The 17,917-nt window shown below is 68.7% G+C and carries 19 protein-coding genes; 15 read left to right on the top strand and 4 right to left on the bottom strand.

Going from position 1 to position 17,917, the window contains the following annotated elements; genetic code table 11:
* Window positions 1-96 precede the first annotated feature (96 nt).
* A complete protein-coding gene (locus ABD115_RS11785) occupies window positions 97-870 on the top strand; it encodes a TSUP family transporter (RefSeq protein WP_382388971.1) in 774 nt (257 codons plus the stop codon).
* Here ABD115_RS11785 and ABD115_RS11780 read toward each other — a convergent pair.
* The 3 genes from ABD115_RS11780 to soxR all read right to left on the bottom strand — a co-directional run bounded on the left by ABD115_RS11780 (window position 867) and on the right by soxR (window position 4,003).
* Window positions 867-1,907, bottom strand: a complete 1,041-nt coding sequence (locus ABD115_RS11780) for a hemolysin family protein (RefSeq protein ID WP_343961032.1) — start codon at window positions 1,905-1,907, stop codon at window positions 867-869. The two genes, ABD115_RS11785 and ABD115_RS11780, sit on opposite strands and share 4 nt — an antisense overlap.
* Window positions 1,904-3,274, bottom strand: coding sequence for a hemolysin family protein (locus ABD115_RS11775; protein WP_343961030.1), 1,371 nt, complete (start codon window positions 3,272-3,274; stop codon window positions 1,904-1,906). Before ABD115_RS11775 ends, ABD115_RS11780 begins: the two co-directional genes overlap by 4 nt.
* Window positions 3,275-3,550: 276 nt before the next feature.
* Window positions 3,551-4,003 (bottom strand): redox-sensitive transcriptional activator SoxR, encoded by a 453-nt coding sequence (gene soxR / locus ABD115_RS11770; RefSeq protein ID WP_343961028.1) that lies wholly within the window; start codon window positions 4,001-4,003, stop codon window positions 3,551-3,553.
* A 113-nt stretch (window positions 4,004-4,116) separates the two neighbouring features.
* Here soxR and fdxA point away from each other — a divergent pair, with 113 nt between their 5' ends.
* The 10 genes from fdxA (at window position 4,117) to ABD115_RS11720 (ending at window position 12,969) form a co-directional block, all read left to right on the top strand.
* Window positions 4,117-4,446, top strand: a complete 330-nt coding sequence (fdxA, locus tag ABD115_RS11765) for a ferredoxin (RefSeq protein WP_343961026.1) — start codon at window positions 4,117-4,119, stop codon at window positions 4,444-4,446.
* On the top strand, window positions 4,443-5,822 hold the full coding sequence (locus ABD115_RS11760) for an FAD-dependent oxidoreductase (RefSeq protein WP_343961024.1): 1,380 nt from the start codon (window positions 4,443-4,445) through the stop codon (window positions 5,820-5,822). Before fdxA ends, ABD115_RS11760 begins: the two co-directional genes overlap by 4 nt.
* On the top strand, window positions 5,819-6,349 hold the full coding sequence (locus ABD115_RS11755) for a flavin reductase family protein (protein WP_343961022.1): 531 nt from the start codon (window positions 5,819-5,821) through the stop codon (window positions 6,347-6,349). Before ABD115_RS11760 ends, ABD115_RS11755 begins: the two co-directional genes overlap by 4 nt.
* A 67-nt stretch (window positions 6,350-6,416) precedes the next feature.
* Window positions 6,417-7,016, top strand: coding sequence for a superoxide dismutase (locus ABD115_RS11750; protein WP_343961020.1), 600 nt, complete (start codon window positions 6,417-6,419; stop codon window positions 7,014-7,016).
* Between the two features lie 97 nt (window positions 7,017-7,113).
* Window positions 7,114-7,905 carry an SDR family NAD(P)-dependent oxidoreductase gene (locus ABD115_RS11745; protein ID WP_343961019.1) on the top strand — a complete coding sequence of 264 codons (792 nt, stop codon included), beginning with the start codon at window positions 7,114-7,116 and terminating at the stop codon, window positions 7,903-7,905.
* Window positions 7,906-8,047: 142 nt separating this feature from the next.
* Entirely contained in the window at window positions 8,048-8,722 is a 675-nt protein-coding gene (locus tag ABD115_RS11740; protein WP_343961017.1) for a M15 family metallopeptidase, read from the top strand.
* Window positions 8,719-9,921, top strand: coding sequence for an alanine racemase (gene alr, locus ABD115_RS11735; RefSeq protein WP_343961015.1), 1,203 nt, complete (start codon window positions 8,719-8,721; stop codon window positions 9,919-9,921). The genes ABD115_RS11740 and alr overlap by 4 nt, the downstream gene beginning before the upstream one ends.
* A complete protein-coding gene (locus ABD115_RS11730) occupies window positions 9,918-10,892 on the top strand; it encodes a D-alanine--D-alanine ligase family protein (protein WP_343961013.1) in 975 nt (324 codons plus the stop codon). Before alr ends, ABD115_RS11730 begins: the two co-directional genes overlap by 4 nt.
* A gap of 8 nt (window positions 10,893-10,900) precedes the next feature.
* Window positions 10,901-11,587, top strand: coding sequence for a response regulator (locus ABD115_RS11725; protein ID WP_343961011.1), 687 nt, complete (start codon window positions 10,901-10,903; stop codon window positions 11,585-11,587).
* A complete protein-coding gene (locus ABD115_RS11720; protein ID WP_343961009.1) occupies window positions 11,587-12,969 on the top strand; it encodes an ATP-binding protein in 1,383 nt (460 codons plus the stop codon). The genes ABD115_RS11725 and ABD115_RS11720 overlap by 1 nt, the downstream gene beginning before the upstream one ends.
* 69 nt (window positions 12,970-13,038) lie before the next feature.
* Here ABD115_RS11720 and ABD115_RS11715 read toward each other — a convergent pair whose 3' ends face one another.
* Window positions 13,039-13,818 (bottom strand): helix-turn-helix transcriptional regulator, encoded by a 780-nt coding sequence (locus ABD115_RS11715; RefSeq protein ID WP_343961007.1) that lies wholly within the window; start codon window positions 13,816-13,818, stop codon window positions 13,039-13,041.
* Between the two features lie 101 nt (window positions 13,819-13,919).
* On the opposite strand from ABD115_RS11715, the gene ABD115_RS11710 reads away from it, so the two are divergent.
* From ABD115_RS11710 to ABD115_RS11695, 4 genes are read left to right on the top strand one after another with little or no spacing between them, the layout of a single operon-like run.
* Window positions 13,920-14,969, top strand: a complete 1,050-nt coding sequence (locus ABD115_RS11710) for a FecCD family ABC transporter permease (RefSeq protein ID WP_343961005.1) — start codon at window positions 13,920-13,922, stop codon at window positions 14,967-14,969.
* Window positions 14,966-16,036: a FecCD family ABC transporter permease gene (locus tag ABD115_RS11705; RefSeq protein ID WP_343961003.1), complete on the top strand. Its 1,071-nt coding sequence runs from the start codon at window positions 14,966-14,968 to the stop codon at window positions 16,034-16,036. The genes ABD115_RS11710 and ABD115_RS11705 overlap by 4 nt, the downstream gene beginning before the upstream one ends.
* The gene (locus ABD115_RS11700; protein WP_343961001.1) at window positions 16,033-16,911 is read left to right on the top strand and encodes an ABC transporter ATP-binding protein; all 879 of its coding nucleotides are present in this window, start codon (window positions 16,033-16,035) and stop codon (window positions 16,909-16,911) included. Before ABD115_RS11705 ends, ABD115_RS11700 begins: the two co-directional genes overlap by 4 nt.
* Window positions 16,908-17,909: an ABC transporter substrate-binding protein gene (locus ABD115_RS11695; RefSeq protein WP_343960999.1), complete on the top strand. Its 1,002-nt coding sequence runs from the start codon at window positions 16,908-16,910 to the stop codon at window positions 17,907-17,909. The genes ABD115_RS11700 and ABD115_RS11695 overlap by 4 nt, the downstream gene beginning before the upstream one ends.
* Window positions 17,910-17,917 lie beyond the last annotated feature (8 nt).

Raw genomic sequence — 17,917 nt, 5'->3', positions numbered from 1 at the left:
CCGCGCTGCGGGGCCCGTTTCGCGCTGCCCGCAACTACACACCAGCACGCTGAGAGGTCCAACCGCATGAGCCAGATGGCGCAGTCACTCACGCTGATGCCCGAGGGGCTCGACTGGGTCGGGCTGGTGCTCCTGCTCCTTGCAGCGTTCGCCGCGGGCTGGGTGGACGCGGTCGTCGGAGGCGGCGGGCTGATCCAGCTCCCGGCACTGCTCCTCGTGCCGGGCATCGCGCCGGTGCAGGCGCTCGCGACGAACAAGCTCGCGTCGGTGTTCGGCACCGCAGCGAGCAGTGTGAGCTACTACCGCAGCGTGCGGCCCAGCCTGAAGACAGCGCTGCCGATGGCGGCGATCGCGCTGCTCGCTGCGGTCGGCGGGGCCTCGCTCGCGGCGTTTCTGCCCGCAGAGGTGTTCACCCCGATCATCATGATCGCGCTCGTGGCCGTCGCGCTCATCACCATCTTCAAGCCCGCACTCGGAGCCGTCACGAAGCTCAAGCACTCGGGCGCGAAGCACGTCGTACTCGCCGGGGCAGCGGGCGCCGCGATCGGCTTCTACGACGGGCTCATCGGCCCCGGCACCGGCACCTTTCTCGTGATCGCGCTCGTCGCGCTCCTCGGCTACGACTTTCTGATGGCGAGCGCGCAGGCCAAGATCGTGAACTTCGCCACGAACCTTGGCGCGTTGCTGCTGTTCATCCCCCTCGGCGTCGTGCTCTGGCCACTGGGCCTCCTCATGGCGGCGGCGAACGTCGCGGGCAGCGTGCTCGGCTCGAAGATGGCGATCGCTCGCGGCGCGAAGTTCGTGCGCGTGCTCTTTCTCATCATCGTCGCAGCCCTCGTCGTGAAGCTCGGCTTCGACCTTTGGGGCTAGCGCTGAGCCGCGTCCTGCACCTCGCCGATGAGCTCCTCGACGATGTCTTCGAGGAAGAGGATGCCCGTCGGGGTTCCGTTCTCATCGGTCACCCGCGCGAGGTGGCTACCGTCTGAGCGCAAACGCGCGAGGGCCTCCTCGAGCTCAGCAGCCGCCGCAACGTCTGCGAGGTCGCGGAACCGAGCGGCAGGGATCGGGGCGTCGCGCTGTTCCGCTGAGCTCAGATCGAGCACGTCCTTGAGGTGCACGTAGCGGGTCGGTGCGCCGCTCGGGGAAGCGACGACGAAGCGCGAGAACCCGTGCTTCGCGACCGCGAGCTGCACGTTGCGGGGCGTCGCCTCTGCCGGCAACACGACGAGCTGCTCGAACGGGAGCGCGACGTCTGCGACGGTCTTCTCCGTGAACTCGAAGGCCGCCGTCACGGTGCCTGAGGCGTCGACGAGGGTGCCCTCGAGCGTTGACTGCTCGACGATGTTTGCGACCTCGTCGAGCGTGAAGGCGCTCGTCGCTTCGTCCTTCGGCGTCACTCGGAACAAGCGGAGGATGCCGTTCGCCACCCAGTTCAGGCTGCGAATGAGCGGCCCGACGATGCGCGAGACGAATACGAGCGGGGGAGCAAGGATGAGCGCCGCCCGATCGGGCACCGAGAACGCCATGTTCTTCGGAATCATCTCGCCGAACACGACGTGGAGGAACGTGACGAGCGCGAGCGCGACGCCGAACGCGACGCCGGTGACCATGCCGGGCGTTAGCCCGGTCCACGCAAGCGGCACCTCGAGCAGGTGCTTGATCGAGGGCTCGGAGACGTTCAAGATGAGCAGCGAACACACGGTGATGCCGAGCTGGCTCGTCGCCAGCATGAGCGTCGCGTGCTCCATCGCCCACAGCGTGGTCTTCGCGGCGCGGCTGCCCGCGGCGGCGCGCGGCTCGATCTGCGAGCGGCGGGCCGAGATCACGGCGAACTCGGCGCCAACGAAGAACGCGTTCACCGCGAGCAGCACGAAGAGCCAGATCAGGCCTGGAATGTACTCGCTCATCGTGTGTGCTCCGTCGTGGTCATGCGGGTGGTTGTGATTTCTGGGTGTGGATCGCCGTCAGCTGCCGCCAGCGGAACGTAGCGGAGGCGGTCGAGCCTCGCGCCGCTCATCGCCTCAACGACGAGCGTGCCGCCTGTGATGTCGACGGATTCGCCGACCTCGGGGATGCGCTCGAGCGCGGTGAGGAAGAACCCGGCAACGGTGTCGTACTCGTCGTCTTCGGGAACGCGGATCTCGGCGCGTGCCCAGAGCTCGTCGGGGCGCAGTGCCGCGTTGAATACGACGGTGTTTCCGTCGCGAACGACGTCGTCGTTGAGCAGGTCAGGGTTGTCGTGCTCGTCGAGGAGTTCTCCGAGCAGTTCTTCGATGAGGTCCTCGAGCGTGACGATGCCTGCGGTGCCGCCGTGCTCGTCGACGACGACGGCGATCTGGTAGCCGCGGCCGCGCAGCATGCCGAGCAGAGTATCTGCACCCGCGGTCTCTGGAACCCGCAAGAGCTCCGAGGTTATCGAGGTGATCGGCGCCGTGGCGCGGCGCTCGTCTGCGACCGCGAAGGCGGCCTTCACGTGGGCGATTCCGATGACGTCGTCTATGTCTTCGCCGTACACGGGAAAGCGTGAGTGCCCGGTCTCGAGTGCGGTGTCCACGACGTCTTGCACGGTGGCGGTGCTCGGGAGAGCTTCAACGCGCACGCGCGGGGTCATCACCGCGTCGGCGGTGCGGGCCGAGAACGTGAGGGTGCGGTGCAGCATGTCGGCGTCGCCGGCGTCGAGCAGCCCCTCGGTTGCCGAGCGGCGGATGAGGTAGCCGAGCTCTTCGGCGCTGCGGGCCGCCGACAGCTCCTCCTTGGGCTCGATGCCGAACGAACGGATGACGCGGTTCGCGGTGCCGTTGAAGAACAGGATCACGGGCTTCAGGAGGAACGTGAACGCGAGCTGGAACGGGACGACGATCTTTGCGGTCGCGAGCGGCACGGCCAGCGCGAAGTTCTTCGGCACGAGCTCGCCGATGATCATCGAGAACAGCGTGGCAAGCACGATGGCGACGACGGCGCCGATGCCGGGGATCAGTGCTGAAGGGATGCCGATGCTGCCGAGCGGATCGCGCAGCAGCGAGCTGATCGCCGGTTCGAACGTGAAGCCCGCGAGCAGCGTGGTGAGGGTGATGCCGAGCTGTGCGCTGGAGAGGTGCGTCGAGGTGACCCGCAGCGCGGAGATCGTGAATTTCAGGCCCTTCTCACCCTGCGCCTGGCGCCGCTCGAGATCGCTGCGGTTGAGGTTCACGAGGGCAAACTCCGAAGCGACGAAGAAGCCGGTGCCGATGGTGAGGAGCACGCCGATGGCAATTCCCCAGAGTTCGGAACTCAATGCTCACCCCGCAGTCGAGTCGCGCTATGCGGCCGGGTCGAGGTGAGCCTGGGTCTATGACAATCATCCATACATCGATCATAGGAAACGCGGAGGCCGTCGAAACTGAGATTTTGCCTCGAACCCCAGAACCGCACAGGCATGCGCCCAGCGGGCCCACAGTGTCGCTTCTCCCTCTGAAATCTGCACAGGATAGGCCGATGAGGCACACCAGCTCCATTGGGAGGGCCGATCGCCTATCGAGCGCAGCGGGCAGCCCGCCCCGCGGGCCGAGTCTCACACGGGGATGCGAATCGCGCCGGCGCCCGTGTCGCCAAGCTCGTCGTCGGGGTTGAGTAGCGAGCACGCCTTCATCGACAGGCAGCCGCAGCCGATGCACCCCGTGAGCTCCTTCTCGAGCTGCTCGATGCCCCGGCGGCGCCGCTCGAGCACCTTCTTCCACTCGCGCGAGGCCCGCTGCCAGTCTTCGTGGCTCGGCGGGCTCGACAGCGGCACGTTCTTGAACGCGTCTTTCACGTCTTCGAGGGGGATGCCGAGGCGCTTCGCGACGGAGATGAGGGCGACTCGTCGCAGCATGTAGCGGGGGAAGCGGCGCTGGTTGCCCGCGGTGCGCTGCGACGCGATGAGTTCGAGCCGTTCGTAGTAGTGCAGCGCCGAGACCGGCACGCCGGTGCGGCGGCTCATCTCGCCGATGCTCAGGAGTTCTTCGGGGGAGTGGGCGGGTTCCATGTTCGCCTCCAGCGTGCGGCCAGGTCGGCCGCTTGACCTCAACCATACTTGAGGTTTTAGCATAGCTCATGGGCCTCGGAATCGGGGCCGAATGTGTGACGAGGGGGATAGCCGTGACGTATGTCATCGCGCTGCCGTGCGTGGATCTGAAAGACCGAGCGTGTGTCGACGAGTGTCCCGTCGACTGCATTTACGAGGGCGACCGGATGCTCTACATCCACCCCGACGAGTGCGTCGACTGCGGCGCGTGCGAACCCGTGTGCCCGGTCGAGGCCATCTACTACGAAGACGACCTGCCAGGCGAGTGGCAGGAGTACTACGGCGCAAACGTCGAGTTCTTTGACGCCGTCGGCGCCCCGGGCGGCGCGGCCCGCACCGGCCCCATTCCCGGGGACCACCCATTCATCGCAGCCCTACCACCACAGGAGAGTGCACTGGCATGACATCGAACCGTACCGTCGCGATCATCGGAGCGGGGCCCGCTGGCATCTACGCCGCAGACATCCTCCAAAGCCGCGACGAACACGTACGCATCGACCTGTTCGAGAAGCTCCCCGCCCCGTATGGGCTCGTGCGCTACGGCGTCTCGCCCGACCACCCGCGCATCAAGAAGATTCAAGACGCGCTGCACGACGTGCTCGAAAACCCGCGGATCCGCCTCGTCTGCAACGTCGAGATCGGTGACGTCGAGACTGGCGCCGACGTGTCGATCGACGAGCTGCGTCAGGCCTACGACGCCGTCGTCATCGCCACCGGCGCCGACCGTGACGTCGACCTCAACATCCCTGGCGCAGACCTGCCCGGCTCGTTCGGCGGCGCAGACTTCGTCGCCTGGTACGACGGCCACCCCGATGCGGCAACGGAGTGGCCGCTCACCGCTGAATCGGTCGCGGTGATCGGTGCGGGCAACGTCGCGCTCGACGTCGCCCGCATGCTCATCACGCACCCCCGACAGCTCGAGCAGACAGACATTCCGGACCACGTCGAGGCCGGCTTCCAGCAGAGCCCGGTGCGCGACCTGCACCTGCTCATTCGCCGCGGGCCCGCGGATGTGCGGTTCTCGCCGATGGAGCTGCGCGAGCTCGGCGCCCGCGAGGATGTCGACGTGATCGTCGACCCGGCAGACCTCGAACTCGATGAGCACGCCGAGCGAATGGTCGCGCAGTTCAACCAGCGCAAGATCATCGTGCGCACGCTCACCGAGTGGGCGAACATCGACCCGGCCGAGCGCACGGCGTCGCGCCGCGTACACCTGCACTTCTACCAGCAGCCGGCTCGGATTCTCGGCGAGGGCAGGGTGTCTGCGATCGAGATGGAGCGCACCCAGCCCGACGAACTCGGCCGCATCACGGGCACGGGAGAGACCGTCACGCACCACGTTGGGGCGGTGTACCGCACGATCGGCTACCGCTCAACGCCGGTGCCCGGGGTGCCGTTCGATGACGCGAGCGGCACGATCCCCGACAGCGCCGGCCGGGTGCTCGACGAGTCCGGCGAGCACATCGCGGGGCTGTACGCGACGGGCTGGATCCGCCGCGGCCCCGTCGGCCTCATCGGCTCGACGAAGTCAGACGCCGCCGAGGCCATCGACAGCCTGCTCGCCGATCTCGCGGATCTAGCCGATCGCGGCGCCCAGGCCCCGGCGGGCGCGGCCGACGCGCTGTGCGAACGCCTCGGCGACAAGGTCGGCTGGGAGGGGTGGCTGCGCATCGACGAAGCGGAGCGAAACCTCGGCGCCGAGCGCGGCCGCGAGCGCACGAAGATTGTGGATCGCGATGAGCTGCTGACCCACGCACGAGAGATGGAGCGCACAAGATGAGCCAGACGACCAGCCTTGCAGCGGATCTTGCAACGGATCTTGCAACCCAGTTCAAAGCAGCATTCAGGTACCACCCGGCGGGCGTCGCGCTCATCACGGCGGCAACCCCGGAGGGGCCCGTCGGCCTCACCGCCTCGAGCGTCGCCTCGGTCGCGGTGGACCCAGCCGCCCTCGTGTTCTCCGTGACGCGCACGACGGGAAGCGCCGGCCTCATCCTCGCAGCCGACACGTTCCTCGTGCACCTGCTCGACGCCGATCACGCCGGCGTCGCGCAGGAGTTCGCGGTCTCGGGCGGCGAGCGCTTCACCCCGGAGCAGGGGTGGGGCGCGCTCCCGACCGGGGAGCCCCACCTTCGGAGCGCCCGCTCGGCGCTTCGCGCACGCACGCTCCAGCAGATCCCCGTCGGCGACTCGATGCTCGTGGTCGCCGAGGTGCTCGAGATCCACACCGGAAGCGCGGACCCTGCGGCGAGCGCGCCGATGGTCTACCGCGATCGTGCCTTCACCAGACTCGGCGAGCGGCTCTAGCTGCGGGCTACCCCGCACGGCAGCCGGTCGCCCCGACCCACCACAGATTCAACGAAAGGAACACCCAATGTCCACCTACACTCTTCCCGACCTGCCCTACGACTACAGCGCGCTCGCGCCGCACATTTCGGGCCGCATCATGGAGCTGCACCACTCGAAGCATCACCAGGCGTACGTGACGGGCGCGAACACCGCGCTCGAGCAGCTCGCTGAGGCGCGCGAGAGCGGCAACCTTGCGAACGTGAACAAGCTCGAGAAGGATCTCGCCTTCAACCTTGGCGGTCACATCAACCACAGCATCTTCTGGGAGAACCTGTCGCCGAACGGTGGCGGCGACCCCGAGGGTGAGCTGCTCGAGTCGCTCGGCACGCACTTCGGTTCGCTCGAGCAGTTCCGTGCGCACTTCACGGCGACCGCGATGGGCGTGCAGGGTTCGGGCTGGTCGGTGCTCGCGTGGGATGAGCTCGGCAAGCGCCCCGTCATCTTCCAGCTGTTCGATCAGCAGGGCAATGCGCCGCTCGGTGTGACCCCGCTCTTGCAGCTCGACGTGTGGGAGCACGCGTACTACCTCGATTACGAGAACGTGCGCGCCGACTACGTGAAGGCGTTCTGGAACCTCGTGAACTGGGACGACGTCGCGCGTCGCTTCGCTGCGGTGCAGAAGTAACACACCCTGTTTGCCTGGGCGCGGTCACTCACGAGGTGGCCGCGCCCAGTCGTGTATTGGTGCGGGCCCGCTCGCATCGCGTTGAAAGGAGTGCAGCATGACGGTGTTGATCGTGGGGGCGAGTCGCGGGCTCGGCCGGGCCTTCGCTGACGGGCTCACGGCGGCGGGGCACGCGGTTGTCGGGGTGGCTCGGAGAGTGCCGGAGGGAGCACCCGGGTGGATCGCGGCGGATCTGTCGCGCCCCGCGGAAGCGGCGGGGATCATTGCGGCCGCCGTGCCGAACGATCTCAGCACCGTCATCTGGAACGTCGGTGTGTGGGAGCGCACGGCGTTCAGCCCTGACTACGACTTCCTCGCGGGTGCGGGTGCGGGTGCGGGTGCGGGTGCGGGTGCGGGTGCGGGTGCGGGTGCAGGTGCGGGTGCAGGTGCGGGCTCAGGCGCCGGCGCAGACACGGCCGCCGACGACGAGATCGAGGCGATGATCGCGACCAACGTGACGGCGGCGATCGTCGTGCTGCGGCGGCTCCTGCCGACGCTGCTCGCCAGCGCGCGGCCGCGCATCATCATCACCGGGTCGACCTCTGGGCTTCGGGGCAGCGGCCGCCCCGAGGTCGCCTTTGGGGCGTCGAAGCACGCGCTTCACGGCATCGCAGACGCGTTGCGCGAGGGGTACCGCGCCGATCGGCTCGCCGTGACGACGCTACAGCTCGGGTATCTGAACACCGAAGACGGTCTCGACACCCCTGTGGCGACCGCGGCCGAGCGCGGCGGCGGCACGCTCATTCCCGTGCACGACGTGGTGCGCGTCGTGCAGACGCTCCTCGAGCTCTCACCGGCCTCGTTCGTGCGTGACCTCACGCTGCCGGCGCTGCTCGACGAACGGTTCTAACGCTCGCAGCAAACTCCCAGCCTCTCGTCGCCGAACAGAACCTGCCCGTGCCAGAGCGCTGATGCGCGGGCGGGAGAGTGGTGCGTAGCGCGGCCCACAGCGGGCTCGCGACCAGCCCTGCTGGGTGGAAGGAGCGCACATCGTGACCAGGCAACCCCGAGAGACTTACGTGTCGCCAGAGCGGTACGGCTTCCCCAAGACATCGGCCGTGGTGATGCGGCGGCGCATCGCCGCGATTATTGTCGCGGTGCTTGCCGCCGCGAGCATCGCAGTAGTGATGGTGATCGCGCTGGTGACGTCGGCAACCGGCATGCCATTCGACGGCAGCGGCGCGGGGGCGAACTCGCCTACGACAGCTGACGCATATCCGGCAGACGGCGAGACCGGAGCGATCGACCTCAACGACCCGATCTCGCCGTTTTCCATCGAGCACCCCGCGGTCGCGAGGCTTGACCCCGCGCTGCGCGATGCGATTCAGGCGGCGGCGAGCGACGCCGAGGCCGAAGGCGTCTCGATCGAGCTCACCTCGGGCTGGCGCAGCGCCGACTATCAGGCGAGCCTGCTGAGCAACGCCATTGCCGATTACGGCAGCGAAGAGGCGGCGCGCGAGTTCGTGAGCACCCCGCAGGCGTCGAAGCACGTCACGGGCGAAGCCATTGACATCGCCCGCGTTGACCCGGCACTGTGGCTCGAACAGTACGGTAACGCGTACGGGCTCTGCCGCACGTTCGCGAACGAGAGCTGGCACTTCGAGCTCGCGACCACCCCGGGCGGGGAATGCCCCGCGATGCTCGCTGACGCGAGCGAGGCGCAGTGACCGCGGCAGCTGCGCACGCGTCTGCGCAAGTAGCGGCGCAGGCCGCGGTGCCGGCCGTGCTGCCAGCCCCGCCGCCGGCCGCGCACCGGCTCGCCGAGCTCTACGTCGATCGGCGCGCGATCGCGAGAAACGTGCGCCACTTCGCCCACGCGACGGGCACCCCGGTCATGGCGGTGGTGAAGGCCGACGGCTTCGGCCACGGTGATGTGGCCGAGATCGCCCTCGCGAACGGTGCGACGTGGGTCGGAGTGGCGACTATCCCAGAGGCCATGCGGCTGCGCGAGCGAGGCATCGCCGCGCCGATGCTCAGCTGGCTCAACCCCGTTGACGCCGATTGGGAGGACGCGATCGGAGCCGGCATCGACGTGGCAGTGACAAGCTTCGAGCAGCTGTATGCGGTTGCCTCGGCGGCCGAACGGGCCGGGGGCACCGCCAGGCTGCACCTGCATCTCGACATCGGAATGTCGCGCGAGGGCGCGCCAGCCGAGAGCTGGTCGGCGCTGTGCGTCGCCGCCGCGGCGCTCGAGACTGCGGGGCGGGTACGCGTCGTCGGCATCATGGGGCACCTGTCGAGCGCCGAAACGCCTGCGAGCAGGCAGAACGACGTTGAACGGCTGCGCTTCGTAAACGGCGTGCGGGTCGCACACCGCCGCGGCCTGACCCCGAGCGAGCTGCACCTCGCCGCCACCGCTGGGGCGCTGCACCGGCCCGACTCCCGTTTCACGCTGAGCCGGGTCGGCGCGGGGCTCTACGGAATCGACCCCGCGGGCATCGCGGCCCTCACTCCAGCGCTTACCCTGACGGCGCCCGTCGCGCACCTGCGCCGGGTCGCCGCGAACACCGGCATCGGCTACGGTCACGACCACACGACCGCGCGGGCGACGACGCTCGCCGTGCTGCCGATTGGCTACGGCGACGGGCTGCCGCGAGCCGCCCAGGAGCACGCCCAGGTCGCGATTCGCGGCCGCCGTTACCCGATCGTTGGGAGAATCTCAATGGACCAGGTAGTGGTCGACGTCGGTAACGACGCGGTCGAGCTCGGCGACATCGCGGTGCTCATGGGGCCGGGAACTCGGCACGAGCCGACGATGCGCGACTGGGCGGAGTGGTCGGGCACGATCGAACACGAGATCGTGACCCGATTGGGAGTACGAAACAGCAGGGTGCTGCGGTCTTACGATGAAAGGTGGGCTCGATGAATCAGCGCACGCAGGTATTGGTAGTGGGCGGCGGCCAGAACGCGGAGCACGACGTGTCGCTCGGGTCGGCTGCGGCGGTGCGCGCCGCGCTTAGGGACGGCGGCTACGAGGTCACTGGCCTCACGGTTGGCCGCGACGGCAGCTGGCAGACCGTCGCCGGCGAGCCACTCGGCCACGGCGACGCGATCAGGGCGATGCGCGCGAGCGACGTCGTGTTCCCCGCCCTGCACGGTGAGCTTGCGGAAGACGGCACCTTCGCCGGGCTGCTCGAGACGATCGGGGTGGCCTACGTCGGGTCTGGGGTGCGCGCCGGCGCGCTCGCGATGGACAAATGGGCGTCGAAGCTCATCGCCGACAGGCTCGGCATCGCGACCGCAGCGGGCGCGCTCATCGACGGTGCGAACGAGTACGGCGACCCCGCCGACGTGCCGCTCCCGGTCGTGGTGAAGCCGGTCGCCTCGGGGTCGAGCTACGGTGCCGCGCGGGTGGATCGGCGGGCAGATCTCGCCCCGGCCATCGCGGCCGCGAAACAGTACGATGACCGGGTGCTCGTCGAGGAATACATCACGGGGCGCGAGATCGATGTTGCGGTGCTGCGCCGCGCGAGCGGTGAGCTCTACATCGCGCCGCCCCTCGAAATCGTCAAGGACACACAGCAGCTCTTCGACACGGCGCTGAAGTACGACGCGACGCCGAACTTCTCGGTGCCGGCCGCGGTGACGGGCGCGGTGGGGGAGCGGCTTCGTGTCGCCGCGCGGGCGATCTACGAGGCGCTGGGGTGCGCCGGTGTTGCGCGGGTCGACTTCTTTGTGCGCGGCGATGAGGTTGTCTTCAACGAGATCAACACGATGCCGGGAATGACGGAGCACTCGCAGGTGCCGCGTATGTTTGCTGTAGACGGAGTATCGTTCGCGGAGCTTGCGTCTATGCTCGTGGATGCGGCGCGCGCGGGCCGCACACGGGCAAGCTAGGGAGGGCAATGCTGAAGATTCTGGTGGTCGAAGACAACGCCGAGCTCGCGCAGGCCTACCGGCTCGCGCTGAGCCAGCGCGGGCACGAGGTGCAGACGGCGGCAACCGGCGCAGCCGGGGCGCACGCAGCGCTCGCCGACCGGCCAGATGTCGTGCTGCTCGACCTCATGCTGCCAGACATCGACGGGTTCAGCGTGTGCAGGCACATCAGGCAGGAGTCTGATGTGCCGATCATCATGCTGACCGCGCGCGACGACGACGGCGATGTCATCGGCGGGCTCGACTCGGGCGCAGACGACTACGTCGTGAAGCCCGTTTCGCCCGGCGTGCTCGAGGCGCGCATTCGCGCGGTGATGCGGAGCAGGCAATCGGGGCTCGGCCCCGCCGAGCCGCCGGCAAACTCGCTGTCGTTCGGCGACCTTCGTGTTGATCTCGGGTCGCTCGTCGTCACCCGCGGCGACGAGCAACTCGAGCTCTCTCCAAACGAGCTGCGCCTGCTCGTCGTGCTGCTCGAACACCAGGGGCAGGTGCTCAGCCGGGAGCAGCTGCTCGAGCGCGCGTGGGGCACCGCGGCTGCCGGCGACCTGCGGCTCGTGAACGCTGCCGTGCAGCGGCTACGCGTGAAAATTGAGCAGGATCCGGCTGACCCGCAGCTGCTGCACACGGTTCGCGGGTTCGGGTATCGGCTCGGATGATGCGCGCACGGTGGCGGCCAAGCCTGCGCACTCGAATTACGCTGACGCTCGTCGCGGTGGCGGTTGGCGTTGCCGCGACGACCGCGGGGGCGCTCGTGTGGAACGCCCGCACCATTATTCTCGAGTCGAAGCAGGCCGCGATCTACGAGGTGCTGCGTTTCGAAGCGACCGCGGCAGCGACGCAGATGCCGGTGCGCCCGTCGGCGAGCGAACTGCAGTTTCTCGCGGAGTCGTTCTCCGTGCCCACGGTGATGCTGAACCTGCGCACCGGGGCCGTCGGGGGCACGCTGCCGCTTGAAGAGGTGCCGGTGTACCTGATCGAGACGCTCGACAGCCGCGAATCCGTCACCGCGTACGAGCGAACCACCCGCTATCGCAACCTCGAATTCATCGCGGGAATGACGGTGCGAGCGTCGAATAACGCCGGCGACGAGATCGCCGTCTTCGGGGTGTTCGACATGCAATCTCAGCAAAATGAGATCGACAGACTCGTGAACCTCGGCGCGGTGCTCGGCGCGTTCTTTGTCGGCGCCGCTGCCGTGATCGGCCTCGTGATCGGGCGCCAGCTCGGCAGGCCGCTCGAAACGCTCGCCGCCGCCGCCGACCGTATCGGCGAGCGCGAGCGCGACGAGATCGTCGACACCGGGTACCCCGACGTCGACGCCGTGCTCGACTCGATGCGCGGCTCGGAGGCGCGCCTCGACACCACGATGCGCCAGCTCGAGCAGAGCGAGGCGACGGCCAGGCAGCTCGTCGCCGACGTCGCCCACGAGCTGCGCACGCCGCTCGCCACACTCGTTGCGGTGTCAGACATTCTCGCCGACACCGAGGCCGCCTCGGCGAGCAATCGGCGCGAGGCCGGCGAGATTGCGGCGAAGAGCGCGGCGCATCTCGCCGCGCTCACCAGCGACATTCTCGAAATGTCGCGCTTCGACTCAGGCAAGAGCGAGGTCGTGACGGCCACGGTCGACCTCACGGAACTCTGGCGTGAACTCACCGAGATTCGGGAGTGGGGCGACGTGAACGTGCAGTTCTTCGGCGAACCGGTTGTGCGCACCGATGCGCTGCGCGTTCGGCTCATTCTCTCGAACCTCGTGACGAACGCGCTGCGCCACGGTGAGCCCCCGGTCGATGTCGGGGTGTGGGTGGCAGACGGCCGGCTGACGCTCGCGGTCGCCGACTCTGGCGCTGGGGTGCCGCCCGAGCACGCCGACCACGTGTTTCACCGCTTTTACAAGGCCAGTGCCGCCCGTGCGAACAGCGAAAGCAGTGGCCTTGGGCTCGCGATCGTGCGCGAGAACGCGCGCGTGCTCGGCGGGGAGGCCTGGCTCAGTCAAGAAGATGGCACGGTGTTTGCGGCGTGGATCCCGATCGGCGAGTGAGCCGCGGGAACCGAGCGCCGGGCCCCGCGAGCCTGCCGCTGGGCGGGCCGTGGGGAGCGGCGCGCGAGGCTAGGCGGCGCGGTAGGCGACCGGGGTATGCCCGAGCGTGCGGCGAAACGCATTGGTGAACCCGTTGTGGGTCATGCCGACGCGCGCGGCGACGAGGCTCACCTGCGCGCCGTCTGCGAGAAGCGGGAGCGCGCGTTCGACGCGGAACCTTGTGCGCCACTCGGTGAAGCTCACCCCGGTCTCCGTGAGAAACGCGCGCCGCAGGCTGGTGACGCTGCAGTGCAGCGTCGCGGCCCACTCGTCGAGCGTGGTGTCGAGCGACGGGTCTGCTACGAAGGCCGCGACGATCGGGCCGGTGAGGGGGCCGCGCGGCAGTGCAACCTCGGGCGCATGCGCATCGATGCGCGGGGCGCCGCGCAGGCGTTCCGAGAGCTGGCCCAGCGCGGCGAAATCGCTCACCCGGGCCGAGCGCAGCAGCAGGGTGCGCAGTGGGGCGTCGACCGCGATCGCGCAGGCCTCGCCGCCGTCGAGGCGGTGCGGCGCGGGCAGAATGCTCACCGGCACGAACTCGTCGTCGAACCGGGCGCTGTGCACCGCGTGCGGCGCGATCCACACCGCGGTGCGATGGTCGACGGTGAAGCGCCTGCCACCCGCATCGACGGTGCAGGAGCCGCTCGCTGCGTAGAGCAGCTGTGCTTCGTCGTGGCTGTGCGGGTCATGGCCCCACCAGTCGAGCTCGTCGTCTGAGCGGTGGGTCGGTACCGCCGGGGTCGCCGGTGCTGCCGTTGTCGCCGGTGTCGCCGGTGTCGCCGGTGCTGAAGAGAGATTTGGGCGCTGCATGTGAGACCTTGAACGTTGAGTGGGATACATCAGACTTAGGTTTGCCTAAGCTTACAGCGTAGGTCAATTGATCGCGCTGTGAACGAGGAAAGGGGCGCCGAGTGACGACGTCCCACACACGGGGGAACAGCCATGGCGCCACGCGCCGCTCGCCGATTGCGTGGCGCGGCCTCGGACTGCTTGCGCTGGTCGTCGTGCTCGCAGCGACGGTGCTTGCGGGGCTCGCCCTCGGTGCCCGCGAGATCGCGCCGGGCACCGTCGTCGCGGCACTTCTCGGGGAGCTTCCCGCAGACCACTACGACGGGCTCGTTGTGGTCACCGAGCGGCTCCCGCGCGTGCTGCTCGGGCTGCTCGTCGGGGCGTGCCTTGGGGCGTCGGGTGCGATCATGCAGGCCGTGACGCGCAACCCGCTGGCCGACCCCGGAATTCTGGGCGTCGAGGCCGGCGCTGCCGCGGCCGTGGTGATCGGCATCGTCATTGTGGGCGTGCACGAGCCGCGCGGCTATTTCTGGTTTGCCCTTGCCGGGGCCGGCGTTGCGGCCATAGCAGTTGCCCTCATCAGCCGGGCGACCACGTCGGCATCCCGCGAGATCTCTCTGGTCATCGCCGGCGCAGCAGTCGCGGCGCTGCTCATGAGCCTCGTGACGCTCCTGACGGTGCGCGACGAGGCCGTGTACTCGAGCCTGCGTTCGTGGTCAGTCGGGTCGCTCGTCGGGCGTGGATCGGTGATCGGAGAACTCCTCCCGTTCGCCGTCGCTGGGCTGCTGCTCGTGCTCACCCTCGGGAGGTCCCTCGACGCGCTCGCCCTCGGTGACGACGTCGCGGCTGGGCTCGGGGTGCGGGTGGGAAGGACACGACTGTGGGCAGCGGGCATCGGCGTGCTGCTCGCCGCGACGGCGACGGCCGCCGTCGGCCCCGTCGCGTTCGTCGGGCTCGTCGCCGCCCACCTTGCCAGGCTCATTGTCGGCACCGAACACCGCTGGGTGTTGCCGTACTCGATGCTCACCGGGGCGCTGCTGCTCACTGCGGCGGATGTCGCGGCGCGCCTCGTACCTGGCCGCGGCGAACTCGAGGTGGGCATCATGACCGCAGTTGTTGGCACCCCGTTCTTTGTCTATCTCGCCCGCCGCAGAGTGCGGAGTTCATCGTGACTGTGCATACCGAACACACGGGCCACATCCAGCGCGACGCGATCCGCGCAACCGCGGCACGCATTCGAGCGCGGGCGCGAACCACGCGTCGGCGCCACGCGATCGTCATCTGCGGGTTCCTGCTGATCGCGCTCGGGCTGCTGGTCGCGCAGCTCTACCTCACCGGCGACGCGCTGATCCCCGCGCGAGACGTGGTGCCCGCTGCGCTCGGGCAGCGCGACGGTCTCGCCGACTATGTGGTGCGGCGCACGAACCTGCCGCGCGGCCTGACCGCGCTGCTCGGCGGCGCGCTCTTCGGGCTGTCGGGCGCACTCGCGCAGCGGCTGTTCGGCAACCCCCTCGCCACCCCCGACATCATCGGAATCTCCTCCGGCGCCGGAGCCGGGGCGATGATCGTGATCGCAGGCTTCGGTGCGACGGGAATCGGCGTGCAGGGTGGCGCGATGCTCGGGGCGCTCGCCGTCTCCCTCATCGTCTACGGGCTGAGTTGGCGCGGCGGGGTGCAGAGTTACCGGCTCATCCTCATCGGCATCGGAGTGGGCGCGTGCGCGAGCGCAATCGTCACGTTCGTCGTGACGAGGCTCGACGAGGTCAGCACGCAGCGGGCGATGCGCTGGCTGATTGGATCGCTCAACGGGGCGAACCAGTCAGGCGTTGCACTGCTCGGGGCGACGCTCGTAATCGGGCTCGCGCTCGTCGTGATGATTCGCCGCCCGCTCAGCGACCTCGCGCTCGGCGACGAACTCGCCGTCGGAATCGGGGTGCGCGTTCCCATCGTGCGGTTGGCCGCGCTGCTGCTCGCGACGCTCCTCGCGGCCGTGGTGACCTCGGTCACCGGCCCGATCGCCTTCGTCGCGCTCGTCGCGGGCCCCATCGCCACGAGGCTGCTGCGGGTGCCAGACGCGCCGATCGTCGCTGCCCTCGTCGGCGCGACGCTCCTCGGCGCAACCGATATCGCGGCGCAGACGCTGCCGCTCATCAGCCCCGTGCCAACGGGCGCCATCACCGCGCTCTTTGGCGCTCCCGTGCTCATCGCCCTCCTCGTTCGAAAGAAGGCCACCGTATGACCCCCGACATTCCAGCCCTCCACGGCGACGGGATCTCTGTCGGGTACTCCGGGCAGGAGGTGCTGACCGAGCTCAGCGTGACCGTTCCGGGTGGCCGCATCACGACGCTCATCGGCCCGAACGGCAGCGGCAAGTCGACGCTGCTCAAAGCGCTCGGAAGGGTACAACCGCTCACGGCCGGCACCGTCGCGCTCGACGGCGAAGACATTCATCGCATGCCGACCCGCGCCGTCGCGCGCAAGCTCGGTCTGCTCCCGCAGTCACCCCTCGCGCCAGAGGGCATCACCGTGGCCGACCTCGTGCGGCGCGGCCGCCACCCGCACGGCAGGTCGCTCGGTCGCGGTGCGGCAGGAGACACCGATGCCGTGGCCGAGGCGCTCGAGCTCACCGGCACCGCCGAGTTCGCGCTGCGCCCCGTCGACTCGCTCTCGGGAGGCCAGCGCCAGCGCGCCTGGATCGCGATGGTGCTTGCGCAGTCAACCCCGATCCTGCTGCTCGACGAACCGACAACCCCGATCCTGCTGCTCGACGAACCGACAACGTTCCTCGACATCGCCCACCAGATCGAGGTACTTGAGTTGCTGTCGAGCCTCAGACACGATCACGGCAAGACCGTGCTGCTCGTGCTGCACGACCTCGAACAGGCCGCAGCGTACTCCGACCAGATCGTGGCCCTCAAGCAGGGCGAGATCGCGGCCGTTGGCAACCCGAGCGACGTCGTCACCGAGGCCTTCGTCGCCGAAGTTTTCGGGCTTGCCTGCCGCGTGATCCACGACCCAGACACCGGGTCTCCGCTGATTCTGCCTCGCGGAAAGATCTCCCGCGAGCGAGCCCCGCAACCCCAAGATGTTCGAACGAAAGAGGACACACGATGAAGACGAAGATGCGACGGGCCGCGGCAGTGACCGCGGCGATCATCACCGCGGGCCTGCTCGCGGGCTGCGGCGCGACCGATGCGGCAGACACCGCCGGTGCCGGCGCTGAGACCGCTGGCGGGTTCCCGCTCGCGCTCGAAACCCCCTGGGGCACCACCGAGATCGACGCGCAGCCGAAGTCCGTCGCCGTCGTTTCCTCGGTCGACCTTGACATCGCGCTCGCGCTCGGGGTCGAACCGATCATCACCCCGCAGTATGCGGGCAACGACTTCGAGGCGTGGACCGAGGAGGCGCTCGCGGCCGACGGCATCACGCTCGACACCTACGACTCGACCGACGGCACCGACTTCATCGCCATCGCCGCGGCTGACCCCGATGTGATCCTCGCAACGAGCGGGTGGACGCTCGATGACGACTACGACAAGCTCGCAGAGATTGCTCCCGTGGTCACCTGGGGCAAGGGGCAGGAGCTCACCGACCTCACCTGGGCAGACCGGACCCTGCTCGCTGGCAAGGCCCTCGGGCTCGAGGATCGCGCCGAGCAGGTCGTCGCAGACGTCGAGCAGGCCTTTACCGACGCGGCGACCGCGCACCCCGAGTGGCAGGGCACCTCGCTCACCTACGCGGTGATGCACCCGTCGCAGATCAGCTACGTCACCTACGAGGGCAGCGACGTGAGCTTCTTCACCGAGCTCGGCTTCGTGCTCCCCGAACAGGCATCCAAGTTCACCGATGCGAACAACGCGGTGAGCATCGAGAACATCGACATGCTCGACGCCGACGTGCTGCTCGTCGGCTACCCGTTCGGCAACGAGGGCATCCTCACGCAGTCAGCACTCGAGGGCAACGCGCTCTTCCAGCAGCTGCCCGCGGTGAAGGACGGCCGCTACGGCATCCTCGGCGACGACGTTGCCTCGCCACTGGCCTACCCGACCCCGCTCAGCCAGCCGTGGGTGCTCGACCGGATGGTCGGGCAGCTCGAGGGCGTCATCAAGTAACGGAAGGC

The sequence above is a fragment of the Leucobacter albus genome, from assembly GCF_039528015.1.
Taxonomy (GTDB): Bacteria; Actinomycetota; Actinomycetes; order Actinomycetales; family Microbacteriaceae; genus Leucobacter; species Leucobacter albus.
This window is presented reverse-complemented; position numbering and strand designations above follow the sequence as displayed.